This is a genomic window from Leptothoe sp. EHU-05/26/07-4, from assembly GCF_043421015.1.
Classification (GTDB): domain Bacteria; phylum Cyanobacteriota; class Cyanobacteriia; order Phormidesmidales; family Phormidesmidaceae; genus Leptothoe; species Leptothoe turfae.
Genome location: NZ_JAXSQV010000003.1, coordinates 973,758 through 991,660, shown reverse-complemented (window position 1 = coordinate 991,660; position 17,903 = coordinate 973,758). Strand labels below are relative to the sequence as shown.

Annotated in this window: 13 protein-coding genes and 1 pseudogene; 1 reads left to right on the top strand and 13 read right to left on the bottom strand. The window is 46.5% G+C overall.

Annotated elements, in window-relative coordinates:
* Positions 1 to 44 precede the first annotated feature (44 nt).
* The 6 genes from U2F10_RS12025 to U2F10_RS12000 form a co-directional block, all read right to left on the bottom strand.
* Complete coding sequence (locus U2F10_RS12025) at positions 45 to 3,371, bottom strand: ArnT family glycosyltransferase (protein WP_499872224.1); 3,327 nt, start codon at positions 3,369 to 3,371, stop codon at positions 45 to 47.
* Positions 3,364 to 4,680 (bottom strand): hypothetical protein, encoded by a 1,317-nt coding sequence (locus tag U2F10_RS12020; RefSeq protein WP_499872223.1) that lies wholly within the window; start codon positions 4,678 to 4,680, stop codon positions 3,364 to 3,366. The genes U2F10_RS12025 and U2F10_RS12020 overlap by 8 nt, the downstream gene beginning before the upstream one ends.
* 23 nt (positions 4,681 to 4,703) lie before the next feature.
* Positions 4,704 to 4,982 (bottom strand): hypothetical protein, encoded by a 279-nt coding sequence (locus tag U2F10_RS12015; protein ID WP_499872222.1) that lies wholly within the window; start codon positions 4,980 to 4,982, stop codon positions 4,704 to 4,706.
* Entirely contained in the window at positions 4,979 to 6,421 is a 1,443-nt protein-coding gene (locus U2F10_RS12010) for an efflux RND transporter periplasmic adaptor subunit (RefSeq protein WP_499872221.1), read from the bottom strand. The genes U2F10_RS12015 and U2F10_RS12010 overlap by 4 nt, the downstream gene beginning before the upstream one ends.
* A gap of 122 nt (positions 6,422 to 6,543) precedes the next feature.
* Entirely contained in the window at positions 6,544 to 7,731 is a 1,188-nt protein-coding gene (locus U2F10_RS12005; RefSeq protein ID WP_499866743.1) for a glycosyltransferase family 4 protein, read from the bottom strand.
* Positions 7,732 to 7,889: 158 nt separating this feature from the next.
* Positions 7,890 to 8,771: a glycosyltransferase family 2 protein gene (locus U2F10_RS12000; RefSeq protein ID WP_499872220.1), complete on the bottom strand. Its 882-nt coding sequence runs from the start codon at positions 8,769 to 8,771 to the stop codon at positions 7,890 to 7,892.
* Positions 8,772 to 9,261: 490 nt separating this feature from the next.
* Here U2F10_RS12000 and tnpC point away from each other — a divergent pair, with 490 nt between their 5' ends.
* Positions 9,262 to 10,752: an IS66 family transposase gene (gene tnpC / locus U2F10_RS11995; RefSeq protein ID WP_499870809.1), complete on the top strand. Its 1,491-nt coding sequence runs from the start codon at positions 9,262 to 9,264 to the stop codon at positions 10,750 to 10,752.
* Positions 10,753 to 11,138: 386 nt separating this feature from the next.
* On the opposite strand, the gene U2F10_RS11990 is transcribed toward tnpC, so the two are convergent.
* The 7 genes and pseudogenes from U2F10_RS11990 to U2F10_RS11960 form a co-directional block, all read right to left on the bottom strand.
* Positions 11,139 to 13,793: a fimbria/pilus outer membrane usher protein gene (locus U2F10_RS11990; protein ID WP_499872218.1), complete on the bottom strand. Its 2,655-nt coding sequence runs from the start codon at positions 13,791 to 13,793 to the stop codon at positions 11,139 to 11,141.
* A 24-nt stretch (positions 13,794 to 13,817) separates the two neighbouring features.
* Positions 13,818 to 14,573, bottom strand: a complete 756-nt coding sequence (locus U2F10_RS11985) for a fimbrial biogenesis chaperone (protein WP_499866740.1) — start codon at positions 14,571 to 14,573, stop codon at positions 13,818 to 13,820.
* Positions 14,574 to 14,575: 2 nt separating this feature from the next.
* Entirely contained in the window at positions 14,576 to 15,022 is a 447-nt protein-coding gene (locus tag U2F10_RS11980; RefSeq protein WP_499866739.1) for a hypothetical protein, read from the bottom strand.
* A 63-nt stretch (positions 15,023 to 15,085) separates the two neighbouring features.
* Positions 15,086 to 15,595 carry a hypothetical protein gene (locus U2F10_RS11975; RefSeq protein ID WP_499872216.1) on the bottom strand — a complete coding sequence of 170 codons (510 nt, stop codon included), beginning with the start codon at positions 15,593 to 15,595 and terminating at the stop codon, positions 15,086 to 15,088.
* Positions 15,596 to 16,235: 640 nt separating this feature from the next.
* A pseudogene (locus U2F10_RS11970) lies at positions 16,236 to 16,661 on the bottom strand (DUF8737 domain-containing protein); the annotation flags it as partial.
* Positions 16,662 to 16,765: 104 nt separating this feature from the next.
* Entirely contained in the window at positions 16,766 to 17,233 is a 468-nt protein-coding gene (locus U2F10_RS11965; protein ID WP_163668654.1) for a MarR family winged helix-turn-helix transcriptional regulator, read from the bottom strand.
* 204 nt (positions 17,234 to 17,437) lie between these two features.
* The gene (locus U2F10_RS11960) at positions 17,438 to 17,743 is read right to left on the bottom strand and encodes a hypothetical protein (protein ID WP_499872215.1); all 306 of its coding nucleotides are present in this window, start codon (positions 17,741 to 17,743) and stop codon (positions 17,438 to 17,440) included.
* Positions 17,744 to 17,903 lie beyond the last annotated feature (160 nt).

Genomic DNA, 17,903 nt, shown 5'->3' with positions numbered 1-17,903 from the left:
TAGATCAGGTCAATTCTTCGACAAAAAGAATCAGTCTTACCCCCCTAATATGCCCCTAAATCCCTGCCCTGCTCTGGCGTATGGGGTATCCATCCATCGGCGGGATCCCATAGCCGTAAGCTAGTACCAAAGCTGTCGTATACGGGTTTGCCCGTGGTTTGGATATATTCCAACATTTGGGCACTGAGACGGCTCTGGCGAGCATCATCGACATGGATCCAGACACGCTGCGATGTTTCTAGTATGCGCTCCAGTTGATCTAAATTACTAATCACCACGCCACCGCCCCAGCGGTCTAGCAGGCGACCGTCACGCCAGTACGTGGCATCAAAAAACCAGGTACCCATAAGAAAGTAATCGACCGGCCCAATGGTGATCGGTCCAAAGGAAGGGGTGGGGGAAATAATGACGTCTCCTGGCTGACGATGGTCACGGATATATTCAAAAATTTCGGTGTTGTGGCGACCAATGGCCTGGGCATAGCTCTGAGCTATGCGCCCGAGTTCTAAGTTGCTGATAAGTAGCAGTACTAAACAAAGACTCACCAGGCCATGGACCGGAAAGTGTTGGAATCGTCCCTGTTTAATGGTGTGGATCAGACCTTGGCTAATTGCGATCGCGCTATACACCGACAGCATGATAAATAGGGGATACACTGAGTAGGCATAGCGTTCAGCAATTTGATAGGTGAGCAGGGTTAATACCAACAGATTGAGCAACACAAAGCTAAACAAATATAAAACCAGACCCGCTTGCCGACGAAGAAAATAAATTGCCCCAACCAGGAAAAATGCTGTGTAGAGAATCTCCAATCGGTTTGGCCCCACAAAAAAGCAAGCCAAAAACCCTGTCACGTTAAGTAAATGGGGTTTGAGATAAGACGACGTACTGGCAGACAATGCTGTCCAGGGGGTGAGGCACTTAATTTTAAAAAAGATAATGTCATAGGCAAAGATGATCATCACCATGATGGTGTTTAACCATAGCCGCCAGTCCGCTTGCCAACGAAATCGAGGGGCAAAACAAAGGTAACCCAATAAAAAACCTGGGGTAATGGTCAGACTGACTTCTTGAATCAGCAAGGTGGCTGTTAGGGCAATAAAAAAGACATATTGATAAAATCGCCCACCCCTGTCGATAAACCCCCGAATAAAGGCCCACAGGGCCAGCAGGGTTGTAAACTGCACCATTTGGTAAAACCGAATAAACCGAGAATACCAAATCTCCCAGGGGTTCAACGCCAGTATAAGTGTCACCACCAAGGCTATCCATACGCGACCCGTGACGCGCCGCGTAATCAAAAACACCAGCACCAGCACCCCGGTACCAAACATGACGGAGAAAAACCGAGCGTTAAAGATAGAGTCCCCCACCAGACGTAGCCAGAGGGCTAGTAAGTAGTGAAATATAGGCCCCCGCGTATACCAAATACCTGATGTGGCTAGGGGAGAGCCCGTGCGCAAAATACCACGGGTGGCATCGTAGGAGGTGTTTTCGTCGGAGTCGAGGTCTTCCTTGGTGAGGCGATACAGACGTAAACAGAAACCGATAAAAACAATGCTGCCTAAAACTGTGGAACGCTGCCAGGCGGGTCCTGTTTCTAAGGTTGCCAACAGCTTAGAGCTCAGGTCCTCTAGCTGGCTTAGTAACTGCCATCGTATGGTGATGACCAGTCCCCCCAGGATGATAAAGATTAGCCATGGGGGCATGGATTGGCTAAATAACAATCCTAGTCCAAGGGCACTGGTTCCAACAGTTATTCCATAGCGCTGCCAGCGGGGACAGTCCCAGCTTATGAGGCTGAGCAACAGTACCAGCAGGCTGCCCAGTAACAAGGTGCGATCGCTCCCCGGTTGCGCAAACCAAATGCCCCAGGCTCCCTCACCATGGCGATGCTTGAGTAAGGTCATCCCCATCAACAATACTAACGATGGCAGCAGTACCTCAGCCCCGGCTACCAGAGAACCAGATGAGCCGCGTAACCACAGATGCCCCACTCCCCAAGCCAGGGCAAAACTGACCCCACAGCCCAGCCACCACCACATCAGTTGATGCCCCACATACCAGCCGATGCACTGCAAAAATGGATGGCCCAAAAAGTGATGAATAAACTCCTGGCCCATCACCTGGCGCACGATGACAACGGGTGTGTATGTTAGCAGTGAGGATTGGTTTTTCTCGGGGAGAGAAACGCCCCCATGCCAATCACCATCGGTATGTACGGCAGATAAAATCTCTCCCTGGTCAGACTCCGCCCAGGCATCGAGAAAAACGCTCAGGGACTCATTGCTAATATCCCTGGTCCAGGCCGATCCTCCAGATTGAGTTAAGGGCACTTCCCCCTGATTAGATTCCGCCCAGGCATCGGTAAAAATGCTTGGGGGTTCCTCATTGGTGTCTTGGGTCCAGGCATCATCCACCGGTTGGTTTAAATGGACGGCCACAATATTTTTGCCAGGTTTGACGTAGGCTGTCACATCAAACATGCGTAGCTGCTTACCCTGGGTAGATGACTGAATATCCACCAAACGGTCATTAATAAACACCGCTGGCTCGCCTATGGCGGCGTAGCGTAACACACTGCGAGTTGCATGGTGGGGCACTTGCCAGGTTTGATAGAGCCATGGTGCTGATGTGGTAATCCATGAACCATGCACCGGTTGGTCAAATAAACGCTGGCTCAGGCGAGTGTAGGTGGTCTCATGCACAGGTCCCAGGGCCAAGGCCTGAGGCCACTCGGTATCGTCAAATTCCAGATGAAACCAGCGCACCGCTGATCGATTTTCAGCTAACGTAGCCATTTTCCACGGTGTGGCACCAGTGGAGAGATTGATGGGGGAGAATTCCTTCTCAGGTAAAACCTGTCCTTCTACGGCAATCCGAGGAGATTTAGTGCCTTTTTGCACTTCGATCGCAATGACATTTTTGCCCGCTCTCACATAGTTGGTCAGGTCTAAATACACTGAAATCTTCCAATCAGGAGAACTGGCCATCACGTAGTTTAGCCCGGTTTTCGCAGCGTAGGGGAGGGTGTCGTTAAACTCCTGCAACGGCACCTTACGACGATAGGCTAATCCTTTGGGACTATTCAGTGCCCCATTTTCACGAATGACCGATTGGCGACCGTTAATGTTAAAGACAAAGTCATCGTCGGCACTGATGCGTACCCAGGCGGCCTGAACACTCTCAGGACCATAGAAGGTGTGTCTGGTGTAAAATCGGTGGCTGGGCGCAGGGGACGTAATCCATTGCACATCGGGGGACCAGTGTACGGGGGTGAGTGGCCCCGTGGATGGCTGCCAGATTGAAAATCCCAGGCTTCCCCAGAGACAGCCTAACAGTAGCAAAACGGCTAACCAGCGCTTACTCATGGGTCTTGGTCTCCTCGCCCCAGGCGTCAGAATCTACTGAGCGACGGTAGGACTCCCAAGCTGCATCCAGATCACCACGATGGTAGGCTGCCCAGGTTTTGTGGACATGGGCCTGGCCCATCAGGCCAATATTGGGGGACTGAAAATAGGTTTGTTCGTTAAGAATGGTGGTTGCGATCGCAGCCGATGCCTCAAACTGTTGATCAATAGCCTTGACGATCATCAAATCGTATAGGGCTTGAATATGGCCAGGAAATATAATCAAGGCTTGCTCTAAAAACTCACTCGTACCGCCAGATTTACGATTATTGAGCTGACGTTGACTGTTGGGAGCAATGGGATTTAGAGGACTATTGGAGAAATTGGGGTAGTTGTTACCGTGGGGGGAAAACGGCAGCGTTGGCGCATTGAAGTACACGATGGCCTGATTAATCAGGGCTGCTGCCAAATGCTCTCGAATCACCCATAGGTGTGGATGCAGATGTAATGCTTGCCTTAAGTAGGGTATGGCCTGGGCAAAGTCGTGCCCCTGATAGTAGGCCATACCCTGATAAAAGGCTGTCAGCCCCGCATCTCCTTGACCACCATAATGTTGAGCTTTGCCATACCGCATCCAAGCATGGGGGTCCCCCTGAACGGGGGGATAAACGCGCATCAACCAGGGACTTTGTTGGATAACTGTTGCATAATTACCACGGGCATAGGCCACCTCCAAAGACCGATCCCAAAGGTTGGCTCCGATCATGTGGGAGAGCAGTAAGCATAGAATGAGCGCTACAATCGGTAGGCCTGTGCGCAGATCCTGGTAGAGAATTCCAAGACGTCCTTTTTCATCCTTAACCGTCCCATGTATGCCGTTGGCGTCAACTTCGCTCAGCCATTTTTCACAGCTGACATCTCCTGGTACTTCTGGGGCGATAATGCCAACAACTTTGCTTAGAAGGCGCTTATCCTTATCCTTATTCTTAACCTCTAGTTTCCTGGAGAGAGGTTTTAGATAGACTGCCAACAACAGAATGGTTAATCCCACAATTGTTAAGCTCCAGCCTTTACCAATAAAGGCAAAGAACCCATTGCCATAGCCCAACCCATCCAGTAAAACGTGATCCCATTGGGAAAGCTGAAAAAACCGACTATCCGGCATGTTAAACGTGGCTAACGTGGGGAGTGGCTGGAATTGAGCCAGTGAAATAAACTGTTTCCAGTGGTTGTGAACATCAGCAAAACTTGTTTCTACCTGGATATTGACCTGTTCCAATTGATGCCAATAGGACAGAGCTAAAAATGCTTGCTGTGGACACCAAGTCATCAGGCTATAGGGAAACAACAATGTTAGCCCCAGGGAACTCCACAATATCCATCGTAGGGGGGGGGGCCGTGCCAGGGCATTAACCCAAAGCCTAGCCCCACAGCCAACAACACACCAGCCGAAACCAGTTGGCCCTCAGGCCAACTATTGATGTGTAACATTTCTAAATTCTCAGCAGGCAGGTGGTACCAGCTATAGCGGAGACTGATTAACAGGATGAGAAGTCCGACCAGTCCCGTTTGACGTCCACGGTTTAACCCCTGTATCAGGCGATATAGTGTCTGAACGCTATGCATAATCATGGTAAATCTTGAAACCTGGCAGCATCCGGTTTAACTGTAGTGGAAGTCACCCGATCGCCAGGCTGTAACACCCGTGGATCAAGAATCACCTGTTCTCCGATTTCTAGACCAGAGATAATCTCACGACTATTGTCAAACCGCTGCCCCACCCCTACCTGACGCACAACTGCCTGCCCACTTTCAATCACCATCACCATGGCTTCGCCCTCAGAAATATGGGTGATGGCTCGCTCTGGCACTTGAACCGCTCTCTGTGATGAATTAAAGGCGGCGAAACCCTGCAGACCAGGGGACATTGGTAACCCTTCCACCTTGATCCAAACTGAGTAGGTATATTGACGATTGATGCTAACCTTTCCCAGTCGAAACCCCTCAGTCTCAACGGCTGGATTGATGCGGACCACACTGCCACTAAATGTTTTTCCTGGATAAGCCACCAAACGGACAGTGACCGGATCACCGACACGAATAGTATCAAGCCGGACCTGATCGACAAATGCTTCGAAGGCAACATTCTGACTCAGGGTAATCAGGGCGTCTTCTCCAATTTCATAAAAGTCTCCGGCATCAACATTGACTTTGCTAATCAGGCCGTCACTCACCGCATAGAGTAGGGTTTTATCTAACAGCCCCTCAGTCTCATTAACGATCGCTTCAGCTTTTTCTACGTCTAATCGCAGGCTTTTCAGCGTTACTGATTGGGTTTGGCGCAAATTAGCCAGCTGTTGTTTAGCGGCTGATAAATCAAGCTCACGTTCTAGAAAAAAGTCACGGTTAATAAATTGGGAGTTCTGGTCTAAAAAATCTCCCCGACTAGCATTCTCAAATTCTTGTAATCTCGCCGCATACAGATCTTCCGCATCCAGTAGACGAAATTCGCTGACAGCTCCCTGCTTGTGCAGATAACGTATGCTTTCAAGACGTTCTCGTGCATTTTCTAACCGTACACGGGCTGCAGTTCTCTCTTGTTCAATTTGTTGCTGAATGCGGACGATGCTATCTTGCACTCTCGCTGTCGCAGTGTTGAGGCGATCCCTGGCCAGGGTGACTTCATCTTCAAGCAGTTGAATCGCTCCCTGGGCATCGACTTCCTTCTGGCGCAATTGGTTTTGCGATCGCGCCAGATCTGTACGAGCCTGTTGAACCCTTGCTAAAATATCATTCTGTCTCAAGCGGAAGAGCAATTGACCTTTACGGACCCAATCACCTTCTTTAACCAAGACACTTTCAACAACACCATTGATTTCAGGTCGAACATTCACATCATCGAGTGCCACTGATACTCCTGGCGCACCAATGGCATTGGTGGCAATTTGCTGACCTACCACAAATGTTTCTACGGCGATAGGTTTACCAGTCTGCCGCTGCCGTGCTGGATAACCGATCCTCGACGAATATATACGCGAATTTGGATCCTTAAGTGTTGGCAGTAAAACCATCAACGTCAAGAAAAGCATACCTACCAACGGACCTACCACCAACGTAGGCAGCAGCCAACTCAAGACTGAAGGTCTAATCCCCCTGAACATAACCTACGTTACGAACCTTAAATGGTTCTCTGCTAAAGGACTCGTTGGTAGATGTCCTGCCACATGGCTATAATGCTCGACCAGTTAAAACGCGTTTGAATATCCGCTAAACCCTGATGTCCTAGTTGGGTTGCCCAGTCTGGCCGATCAAGCAACTCTGCAATTGCTTTGGCCAAAGCCAAGGAGTTTTTCTCAGGCACTAAACATCCCGTTTCCCCTGGCCTAATTACATCCGGGATTCCGCCAACGGCAGTAGCCACCACTGGTTTGGCATGGGCTAGTGCCTCAATCATGACAATACCCAACCCTTCGGTATCTCCTTTACTATCAACAATTGCAGGCAATACAAAAACATCGCATTTAGCATATTCGTCAGCTAGTTGTGCCTTAGAAACAAAACCAAGAAAGTCTACTTGTTGCTCCAATGCCAGACCTTGGACCTGTTCCTTTAACTCAGTTTCTATAATGCCTGTGCCGACAATCCGTAATCGTACATCTCGCTCAGTCAATAAAATTGCCAGTGCGTCCAACAGATAACACACCCCTTTGCGTTCATCTAAGCGACCCACAAATAGCAGGGTAGATATCTGCTCGGGAGCACGAGGTTCAGTCGGTTTGGCTTCTACAGTTAAACCGTAGGGAATCACCTGCAACGGACAAGGGCGTAATTTCTCTACTAGGCCCTTGGTAAAGGATGAATTGGTTGTGACGCCAACTGTGTGGGACAAAAGCCAGCGTAAAATATGGGCAACAAAACCAAACCGCTGAGCTAGCAATAGCTCCCCACCATGGAAACTAAAGACCATGGGAATTTTAAATAGCTTGCTAGCAGGCCAGGCCATTAACCCATGGGGAAAGGGCCAATGGACATGCAACAAATCGGGGCGAATTTTGCGGCAGAGCCAAACTAGTTGCCAGGTTCCTAATACTACATAGCAAACAGCCGGAATCAGGTTAAACGGCTGACGTTTTAACTTAGTCGGTGCACCATCTCGCACCAGTGTCTCAAACCGCTTCCAAAAATATCGAAACCGATAAACCTTGACTCCTTCCAGCTCATAGGATTGGCCACCCTCATAGGCAGGGGCAAACACACTAAACGTTGCTCCTGTTGGCTGTAGTCGCAGAATCGTTTCTCGAATAAATGCTCCATGATTCCCATCTGGAAAGAGGGGATAGACAGAGCTAAGAACAAGAATATGCTTTTTATTTAAGGACATCGACCACTATCCCCTACCCATAGGGCAAATACCTAGATAGTCGAAGATTGCCCAGTTAGTTGAGGACCCTCAACAGAAACCCAGTAATTTTTTGCAAGCCGTCCGCAGTTCAAGCGGGCTCTAAGGATATCTACAGATCAAAGCATTGGGTACTATTTTCAGGCATTGATTGTCTCGGCTAGAAATCTTTCTTGCAAGTAAGTATTGGCCATGGCTATGTAGCGAGAAGCCCGACCCAAGGGTCGCTCCAGGTAAAACCAGGTAACAACTTTCAGAAAGTCTTGGGCAGAGGTCATTAAGCGTTTCTTGCCAAATTTGCTAGTTCCAGCAAACCGTGGATGCCAATGGGTTTTAACTTCTTCTACTTGGTGACCTAACCCTGCTAAGACAGCCAACAAAAATCGGTGGGTAATCAGCTCAATAGGGAGTCCTACCAGGGCATCTCGACGCACTAATTTGATCCAGTTCATGTCGTGAATCTTCAAGCCAAAAGTCCAGCGGCAGGCACGGTTCGCCAATTGAGACGCTTGGGTTTTACCATCACCGCGTTGCTGCCGCCAACCAGCTACTGCCGTCATACCGGGTCGGTAAGCTCTGAGTAATGCTGGAATATCTGTTGCTGGATCAGACTCTAGATCTGCTTGACCCCAGAAAATCCAATCTGTCTTAACGTGTTCCAAGGCTGTTTGCCAGACAGCGGCAACACCACGACGTTGAGGATGTCGAATTACACTCAAGAATGTATGCTTTTCAGCCAACTGTGCCAGAATTTCTGGACTTTCATCGGTGCTACCGTCATCAATAACTAATACGGGTAGTGTCAAACTTAGCTCATCAAAAGCAATAGAGATTCGCTCAAAGAGCTTTTCTAGATTGCCAGCTTCATTTAAAGCTGGAATCACAACCGTTACTGCCCCTGCCTGAAGAGGATCATCGCTTGAAGCCTTAGAGAAGGTAAAATCAAATACCTTTGACTCGAAATTGTCGACGAATGCCAATTTACTTAAAGCTGTATCTTTCTTAGAAACGGCAACAACCATTGACATTGATCTCCATAAAAATAAGGAAAAAGCCTGTATAACCTAGTTAGAAACTTGAGCTTTCACCTCATTTACACCTATCCTTCTAGCTTTGAGCCGCGAGGTAAAATCTAGTAATTTCACTTGGTTGAGTACATCACAAATCTATCAGCTAAAAAAAGGTAACCCTACAGAGATATTACTGACAGAACATTCGTACATCAAAGCAAGTCGGTTCAACTAATCTTATTTTTTAAGGACAAATACAGATATTTTCAAACTCAAAACAATAATCTTTCGAAGAAAGTTAGTTATTTCCCAGGAAGACAGGTAAGGATTGATATTCGATGTTCAGTTTTATTGACTAATTTTGAGCATTTTTCAGCACTTTGATCACTTATTATCGAGATAATTTCGACAAATGGCTGAATAGTCTAAATAGTCGTAACCGTCCCAGGAAAATAAAGAAATCTTAGGGTCCGTCGTACGTGAGCTTCGCTAAGTTGGTGGCATGAGTGAAGAGATCGAAATTGCTGGAGTCAAGGTACCAAGAGCGGACTGGGAGGCAACCCCAGCAAGTATCCGTGCATTGGTGCTGGTTCTTAGCGAGCGCTTGAAGCAACAAGATGAGCGTTTAAGCCAGTTAGAAGAACGATTGAATCAGACCTCACAAAACTCATCAAAACCCCCTTCGAGTGATGGATTCAGCAAGCCTTCAGACGGTAAAAAGAAATATAAAAAGCGGTCTCCACTAGGCCAACCAAGATCGTCACCCCGTCAGGCTCGTAAACTCAAACCCAGCGACGAGTGTGACCAGGTGCATGACGTGATGCCGTCGACGTGTGCAGACTGCGGTGCACCGTTGAGTGGTCACGATAGTCATCCCCACCGTCATCAAGAAATCGAACTACCGCCGATGGAGCCAATGGTGATTGAATATCGCCTGCATCAACTCAGTTGCGGTGTCTGTGGTCAGGTTACCCGAGCGGCTTTACCGCCAGGGGTATCGCCCTTGGGCTATGGGGAACGATTAAGTGCAATCGTGATGCTGTTGAGTGGCCCGTATCGTCACAGCTATCGTCAAGTGTGCGCGCTCATGGCGGACCTGTTTAGCGTTCGTCTCTCTCGTGGGAGTGTCGGTCGCTTGCGCAATGAAATGAGCGACGCCCTCAGCGTACCCGTGGCCGCTGCCAAGGACTATGTTCACACCCAGCCAGTGCTCCATAGTGATGAAACCAGTTTTCCTCAAGGGAATCGGGATGGTCGAAATCCCAAGCAGACGAAAGGATGGTTATGGGTGTTGGTGACACCCCTAGTGAGCTTTTTTGAGGTTGTTCTGAGTCGGTCTCAGAAGACCGCAAAAGGTCTGATTGGTGAATCCTATGAAGGTATCGTGGCCTCTGACCGCTACAGTGCCTATAACTGGATTGCGTTAGACCATCGGCAAGTGTGTTGGGCTCATCTCAAACGAGACTTAACAGCAATGACAGAGCGTATGGGTGTTTCTCACGAGATTGGGAAAGCGTTGCTGCGTCGCCAGCGTCGGCTGTTTCGGTGGTGGCATCAACTGAAAAATAACACGTTGTCCCGTGAGCAGTTTATCCGTCAAGTCACCCAGCTACGGCAAGGATTCAAAACGACGTTAGAAGAGGCTGCTTCACTACCGATTGACCCTCATGAAAAATCTCCGTTGGCGAAGACCGTCAGAACCTGTCGTCGGTTGCTCAAGGTCGAACCTGCGTTATGGACCTTCGTTGCCATCGGAAATGTTGAACCCACCAATAATGCGGCTGAAAGAGCCTTGCGGCCAGCGGTGATTTGGCGGAAAACCAGTTTTGGTTCTCAAGCTCAACACGGTAGTCAGTTTGTTGCACGCTTGTTGACCGTCACTGCCTCGCTCAAGGCTCAGGGCAGAGATATGCTTGATTTCCTCGCTCATGCCTGCTTGGCTGCACGAACTGGAAAAGAGCCTCCTTCGTTGATTCCACAAGATCAACGCTAGGGACGGTTACAAATAGTCGAATAATTGGAGCGCAGTTTCTAGCAATGTATCAACCCTAAAAATTAGGTTGGGAGCATAAAGGGTAGAGAGTGAATACCGATGGAGAGCAGCGTTTTGCCCGTTACTCTTCATTGAACCTTCACCTCAAAATCAAGCCCTGATAGATCACTAATAAGAAGTATCCGATTGACTGAAATCTCCAACGAATAGCTTCAGGAATCAGTTCGTGGCAGACAATACAACCCAGTTCACGACTAGTACAGATGGAGGTTCCTCAAAAGATATGTAACGATCAAATGCAACGAAACATGTTTTGTTGGTAGGTAGCCGACGTCATTAACAATGGATTTGGCTAGTCCTGAACTAGAAACATCGAGCGTGCATATCTAAATATCATTTTGAGCTGCTGGTACAGTCTCAAAGAGCTGCAAAGTACCTATATCGAAGTTGCCTTGTTGCTGTTCAGGGATTTCAAACTCAAGATTTTCTCCATCATTTTTAGATAGATGGAGGCGATAGATACCAGGCTTTAAGCCAGGCGCTACAAAACGACCAGTGCGATTAGTGAAGAATTCAATAGCAGGCCAGTTAGAATCCGACAAAGACTCTATCCATCCTTGCTGTAGAGTAACAGGTTCCTGTCTTTGGTCAACTAATACACCTCGCAAAAACACAGTCGCTTCAGTTCCTGTTGTAATCAACGTACCGCTACGATAGGTGGGTAAGAGTTGATAACTCGTTTGGCCCAAATCTTCTCCTAGACTCAGGCTAGGTGCATCCAGAGATACCTCAGTTAAGGTATAAGGTGCCATGGAAAGAACAGCAGGTCCTGTGCCATTAGCCTGTGCCATATCGCCAGATAACGTAGGATTGACCTTGATAGTTTCTCCTACGGCACTTCCCTGACGGCTGATCAGAGCAAAACTGTTGTCAATGGGGCGAGACCATCCCCAAATACCGTCCACAAAAGCAATTGCTGTCCCCCAAGTCACTGTGGAACTACTTTCAATGGAGTCTTTTTGATCACGAGGTAGCGTAAACTGATGGTTTAACCCTACGCTACTGCGGTAGCCCTGATACTGTAAACGTCCATTAAGTCCATAACTTTGCGGCGACTGTGTCAGGGTTAAATTTGGAGTTATTGCACCTAATGTGTGATTTGGAGAATAACTCCAATTGAGAGAATTTTGAGGTTCTAATGTATTGTTAAACTCTGTACGTGTATTAAATCGTTGACCTGAAAAGGGGAGTGCCCCATTAAAGCCAATGCTAAAGCGATGGTTCGTTTCACTTGAAGAATCTTGCCCATAGTGATAACCGAGGTTAACGTTCAACCCTTGTGCGAATGGACGAGCTAAACTCACACCAATGTTATAGGCATCACTTCCTTCTCGCTTTATTTGATATTCACCATTAAATCTAGCTTGAATATTCTCGAAGAGAGTCTGTTGATATGCAAAGGATACGTTTAGCGCAGTCTTATTCTGGGGAGTATCTTGTCCCAAAATCGAAAAATCTTCACCTCGATACTCTAGTGCTAAACGTAGTTGTCGATTTTGAGACGAGTTCTGAGATGCTTCTAGCCATTCATAAAAGAGCTTGCCTGCTATATCTACCCCATAATCAGTATGGTTACTAGCGGCCATATCCCAGCCAAAGTTACCCACTGTAGTTGCCCAGGTACCATTTAGGCCAGCCATTTGTTGAGTAATATCTCCTTGTAAGTAACCACCTAACGTTAAATTAGGAGTAAAGCCTACTCGGTGAAACATGGATAATGTGGGCCGTGATAAATCATAGGATTTTAACGGTTGCTGTTCGATGGTAGGAAAGCCAGCGTTGTATGCAAACTGGTGAACACCTTCAGCTAACAGGTCACCAGCGATCCCAGTGGAGAAGTTAAGGGTTTCTGTCTGTCCTAAATCATTTGCAATTTTTAAGCGAATATCGTTAATACCCGTCTTTAGAGGTAAGTCGCGAATATCCTGTGGACCAGCCTCTAGGCGTAGTGTTGTTATTAAATTATCATTAACAAATACTTCAACCGTTGAGGGCCGTTCCAAAAAAAAACTATAGCGGCTAGTGGGGCGTGCTACTCGAAATGGCTGTAGCGAAAAATTACGAGCAGCAGAAACTCCCAATAGTGATGGGCTCATTTGGTACCCTGCTGTGGGTACGGACAAATCCCCGAACGTATAGCGAATTGCTTGATCAGGCGCATCTCGAACAACACTGAGTCGATCAAATTGCCATGACTGGCCTACTGTAGCTTGACCATAGGCTTCTAATACCCAGCCCTGCCAATTAATTGCACCATCAAATTGTAAACCCAAGGGTTCTAGCCTAGTGTCATCTGTCCAATTAATTTTCTGATTGCCCCTGAGATTCAGATACCCACTCAGCTGGCCGGGTAACGTTAAGGCAAACTCACCAGGATTATCTGGGGGGACGTTAAGGCTATGAGTATTGGTGAGCCTTAGCTCAGAAGGTACATTAACTTGAAGTTCTAAACGTCTGCGGTCAAAATTGACTTCTAACCCTTCGCTCTGAAGAATTGATAAACTTAGTTGATCATCCGCAGCAATAGCCAATTGCACATTCTTTTGTGTGCTTTCTCCCAAGCTATCTTGCGCTAATGTCAAAAATGCGTTGCCAGCTATCGTTATATGGACAACTTCATTGTGGGGATGAACAAAAATATTCCCAGCAAAGCGACCATTAAGGATTAGGGGCACTTCTATTTGAGTAGAGTAGAGCTCAGAAGGTTGTCCAAATACCTGTTCAAATAGTTGAGCTTCATCCAGTACAGCATTATCTGGAGATTGAGAAATTGTTTGTGATCTAGTGTGAGGATGATCTGTTTTTATATTCTTTTTTGAAGAGAAGAGAACAGCTGATTCTTGTACCTCAATCACCGATAAGGACTGTTGGTCAATATTCTCTTTAAATAGTTCTCCGGATAACTCAGGGTTAACATTGGCAGGAATAGGGCTTACGTCTGCGGGAACAGCAGCAGACGTATCAAACACAAGCGGGAGCATGGCAAAGCCAATCAACTTATAGAATTAATTTTCAAACTGAAAAGTAGCCATTACATCCCCAATGGGCAGTCCTTCGGGCCAGGGAAGATCAAACTGCCGCTGTTGTCCCGGCAGTATTACTCGGCTATTCATTTCTTTTGCTAAAGCAGGAGTAAGCTGCACCGTTTGCCCTTGACCAGCCACTTCTAACTGCCAGTCACTTAACCGCGCATTACCATCTCCTTGATTTTCAAGAACGACAGATAGCTTGGTCTCACCTGAATCAATTACGGTTGGTTCTACCGATACCAGGCTGACATCAGGAGCTACATTTTGGGGGCGAATAAACACGCTAGATATGTAGCGAAAAGAAAGTTTTATCTCTCCACGGGTTTCGTTAGGAATTGGTGCTTCAGGATCCACCAAATGAATAGGCAGTTGTTCTGCAATTAAGCGATAGGTCAATTCCTGAGTCGGGGTTGGATCACCCAGCCATGTCACTCGCACCATTTGTATTTCATCAGGTGCTAGAATCATTTGTGGAGGATAGACTAAAAAGTCATCTTCCGCAGGGGTAAAATTCTCATCTCCTGTCAAGTCCATTTCGCTCAGAACGACAGAAACTTCAACGGCAATGGGCTCATCTGTATCATTAACGATCTCATAGGATTGCGTAGCTTCTGAACCCGTTGGAGTAAATACCTGGGATAGAGGATTGAACTGAAATGCGAGGGATGGACGTGCAGTACCTAGTAATAAACAGGTGGTTAACGTTAGAGCTGAAGAGAAATGTCTGAACACCGTTAATTATCAGTAACAGAAAGGTCAACAGAACTGGTATAGCTGCCAGGATCTTGAAATGGCAAAGGGGTATAGAGAATATACACATCTCTATTTTCGGTTCCGACAGAACCGGTTACATAGGTGTAGTTATTGCCAGAGGGGGTTGAAAAATCTCCACTATTGGGAGGTGAAGCATTGTCGGTCACAGTAGTAACTTGGAATAATATGGGTTGACCACCGATGCGATCAATATCTCCTGATGAGATAGTCAAGGTTAATCCTGAACTATTATCAGTTGAAAGCGCTATATCAGCTACTTTCACCACATGGGTCGATGCATTACCCTCACCATCCAAATCCAACTGCCCTGCGTTGATAGTCGGAGTGGTAGTTAATGTAGGTACAGCCTGAGCAGGTAATAGATATACGCTCCAGAGTCCTACAATTAGGCATCCTGTTCGGATCACGACTAGCTCCACCTCCGTCAATAGTGTCTAGGGATTAAGTGTCTAGATATTGTCTAGAGTGCTTTAGAGATAGCTTTCTACAGTCATGGTAATGGTAGAGCTATAAGTATCAGGATCTAAGTACTCTGGACCATCGTACTCAATGTATAGGTCTTGATTAGCTGCGTTGCTGGAAAAGTCTGTATTATCTACATTTACAGTATCTGATGTAGCGGAGAAAGCCCCAGCTGCTGGTGCTGTGGCATTATCATCAACAAGTTTCACTTGATAAGCCAGAGTGACACCATTAGTACCACCAGTCAAAGCACTATCAGCTTCAGCCTTTAACTCAACACCCTCTGTGTTGTTAGATGTAAGCGCAATATCAGCTACTTTGACAACAACATCGGCCGTAGCAGTCCCTTCACCATAAAGGTTAAGGCTGCCGGCACCAGCCGTGGCCGTCGATGAGATAGTGCTGTAGTTAGACACTGTTCCACCAAGGTTAATCGTATCAGCGAATGCGGCGGCACCACTGAATGCTAGAGTACCTGCCACCAAGCTAGTGGTCAATGCAAAACGACGCATAGTCATAAATGAAATACTCCAAAAGTCAATAAATGATTCTCACGAATTCTATGCTTGTGCACAAGCATAGAATTTAAGCCAATGATGAGAGAAGAAGTAGCAATTTTCAGAAACTCAACAACTCTAGATTTTTCACAACCATAAGAGGTTTTACTAAATTTATTAAGCCTTTTCTTGCTGTCTCTCGCTTACGAGTTTAGAGATTCTTCTGTGCAAAGTCGTCACCATTCCCACGTATCTTTTTTGACATAAATCTCCGCAAAAATGTTGAATCAAAAGAATTTGAATATCCACAAAAAACTAAAGATTTAGATGATGAATTTCAAAAATAAGCGATATAACGCGCTATAAGACTACAAATCCTACTAAATTCAAAATTTAAAGTTGTCGTAAATAGCACACTTATGATTTAGAAAAAAAACGGAGGAGTATAACTTTGACCCTAGTTAATTTTGCGGAGACGATTAATTTATAGCTCAGCCAATGAGCCTAGAATTTTAGGCACTGGTGCGTAAGCAAGATCCAATTATCATGATTTCGACTTGCTTGTATCAACTTTATGGAATGCACCTACTGACGCTGGCAGTAGGTGACTAAGCCATGACCAGTACACTTAGTATTCTCAGTCTAGATAGAGCTGTTTTACTTAGACGTTGAGTGCCGCCACTTGACGAGATTCACCTAGGAAGGGAACCACAAATGTTGGAATATACCAGGTTGCCCCGAAATATGGCACAACCTCCGTCTGACGAAAAGCATTTATCAAGTCCCCTGCGCCAACAATATTGAAGAACCAGACCAATGGTAGCGAAAATCTCCAACTAACTCACAGGGTTATCAAGGAAAAGAGCGCCAGCAAACCACTTATAAAATCCCCATAGGCAGCGGCATTAGCAAAAGCTCCAGGCAGTGGTTGGACCACTTGGGGTATTAAAAAGGCTAATCCTAAATACCGAAATGCATGGGGAATAATTAGCGGGATTAATGCTTGGTTGATGGGTTTCTTGGAAAGCCACGGCATCAAGTACCACTTGGCTAAGAGAGCATAAACAACAAGGCTAAAAACAAATTGAAGACCAAAAACTGTTAGGCGTGTCCATAGAACTACCTCTCAATGGGTGTAAAAGTAAATCTTGTATTTTAAAAAGATGCATATGCACATATTTCGACAAAAAATCAGGTTGCTGCAAATTTGATTGAAATCTTGCTGAGTTCCGCTAAAAGTTGGTGGACATTGGTTTTGCCTAGAAGTTCTTCAGTTTGACTTTGAGCCTTTTTCCAGGCAGGAAATGCCTCTTTCAGCCGCTGATGACCATCGGTTGTTAGGGATATTTCCTTTACCCGACGATCCGTTCCAGGCTGTACTTGAATCAACCCCTGGCGCGCCAGGGATGCTAAATTACGGGTCAACGTGGTTCGATCTGTCACCGTACATTCAGCCAGAGTTTTCTGATTAACAGGCTGCTGTAGCCGAATGGCAATGAGAAGGGTGAACTGAGTTGACTTCAATCGGTGAGGTCTGAGCATTTCATCATACAGTTGCATAATAATCCGATCTGCCTGACGCAAATGCTTAGACAGGCAGGTGTCTCTCACTTCAAAGGCCGCTTCGACTTCCAGGGAATTAAGCGTTGATTCAATCATATATGTGCATATACACCTTTTGCTTCGATGATATATTTCAAAGTCAGTTTTGGGATGGCTTTTGGGCTCAGACTACTACATGTGCAGTAATGTTTGTGGGAAGTTTAACCCGCTTGGATCTTGATACTTTAGGGCTTACAGGTCATAGACTTACAACTATGATTTAGATAGCTCATTTCTCACATCCCTTCTTTGGCTAACAGATCAGTCTTTAAACTGCTCTACTATTTCGGGACTGATTGTTAAAGATGGCTCGATTTCTTCTTCGCCTGATAGTTTCTGTATTTCTTGCTCAAGCTGAGCATCGCCAGCTTCAAAAAACCGTTGTGCACTGTTGGGATAGGCCAGATCAGCTACCAGTCTTGCCAGGGTGGCCTGATCCAGAGTTGCTGGAATCGCTGAACTCGGTACAGATTGGGCCATGGCAGTGGCACTTCCACCGACAACAACAGTTAATATAACAACTGTAGTGCTAATGATATAGGGAATTGTTACGGGAGGTTGTTGCATACAGTCCTCTGCTTAACCTACAGTTAGAGGGGGTCTCTATAATTAGAGAGGGGTCTCTACAAACCTTACTTACTATTGTAGAAATTTCTTCTAGAATTGTGTTGAGTCGCTCCAACAAACTAACTAAGATGCTTTATTTACTTTCTTTGGGGTAAATAAT